Raw genomic sequence first — 1,476 nt, 5'->3', positions numbered from 1 at the left:
GTACTGGCTCGCCACCACCCCCACCACCGACGCGACCCACCTCGGCCTCACACCCGTCAACCACCCACTTCTCGGCGGCATGACAAGGCTCGCCGACGGTGACGGTCTGCTCCTTTCCGGCCGGCTCTCGGCACGCACCCACCCCTGGCTCGCTCAACACCTCATCGCAGGCTCCGCGCTACTGCCCGGTTCCGCCCTGGTGGACCTGGCCATCGCTGCGGGCGACCGGGCCGGTCTCGGTGTTCTGCGCGAACTCGTCCTGGCGAAGCCGCTGCATCTTCCCGACGAGGGCATCCGGGTGCAGCTCACCGTGGGGACCCCGGACGACTCTGGGGAGTGCTCCGTCACCATTCACTCGCACCGGGACACGGCCGCCGACGGCCCGCCAGGGGACGAAGGCGAATGGACGCTGCACGCTTCGGGCGTTCTCTCTAATGCTGACCGCCCAGGACCGGTTGAGCAGGGTGTTTGGCCTCCGCCTGGTGCGCGGCCTTTGGCGCACGAGGGTTTGTATGAGCGGTTGACCGATCTGGGCTACGACTACGGTTCGGCTTTTCGAGGGTTGCAGGCCGTTTGGGAGTCGGGCACGGATCTGTATGCCGAGGTGGCGCTTCCGGAGGAGTTGCATGAGCAGGCCGCCGAATACGGCATCCATCCCGCCCTTTTGGACGCCGCTCTGCACGCGCTGTTGCTCGACGCCGCAGACACGCCCGACGAGCTGCGCCTGCCGTTCTCTTACGACGGCGTCGCCCTCCACGCCTGGGGCGCCACCCGGCTACGCGTCCACCTGTCCACCAAGAACAACAGCGTCGCCCTGACCGCCACCGACCCGACCGGGCAACCAGTACTGTCCGTCGACTCGGTGACGATGCGGTCCGTCACGGCCGACCGCATCACCACACGCGCCGCGGCTCCCGACGGCCTGTACCGCCTGGTCTGGCAGCCAATCCAGACCACCGATTCAACCCCCGCTGGTCGATGGGCGGTACTGGGCAGCCAAGTCGCGGGGCTCACCGCCGTCCCGTATCAGGACCTCGATGCCTTGGACGCGGCCTTGGCCGCTGGTGATCCGGCCCCCAATGTGCTGGTGCTGCCCTACCGCACCGCCGACGAACAGCTCGACGCCGCCGCAGCGACTCGGAACGCGGTCCGCGAAATGCTCGAGACAGTGCAACGGGCACTGGCCGATGAACGGCTGGGAGCGGCAACGTTCCTGCTCCTCACCAACAGCGCGGTCGGTGTGATGCCCGGCGAAGACGTCGAGGACCTGCCTGCAGCGGCGGTGCATGGTCTGATGCGCACCGCCGCCAGTGAACACCCTGGCCGGTTCGCGCTCCTGGACATCCACGGCGACCACCCCGCAGGCGCCATCGACACAGCCGCCGCGACCGCCCTGTCCCACCAACTCCCAGTGGCGCTGCGCGACGCCACCCTGTACGGCCCCCACCTGACCCGCACTCCCAGCCCCCACCACAC

The 1,476-nt window shown here is 68.9% G+C and carries 1 protein-coding gene; it reads left to right on the top strand.

The annotated features are described in order from the left end of the window. Window positions 1-1,476, top strand: a 1,476-nt coding sequence (locus ETD83_RS41785) for a polyketide synthase dehydratase domain-containing protein (RefSeq protein WP_171064754.1), incomplete at both ends; no start/stop codon positions are given.

Source organism: Actinomadura soli (assembly GCF_005889715.1).
Lineage (GTDB): Bacteria > Actinomycetota > Actinomycetes > Streptosporangiales > Streptosporangiaceae > Spirillospora > Spirillospora soli.
Note: the sequence above shows the minus strand (reverse complement) of the source record. Positions and strands in the feature narration are given on the sequence as shown.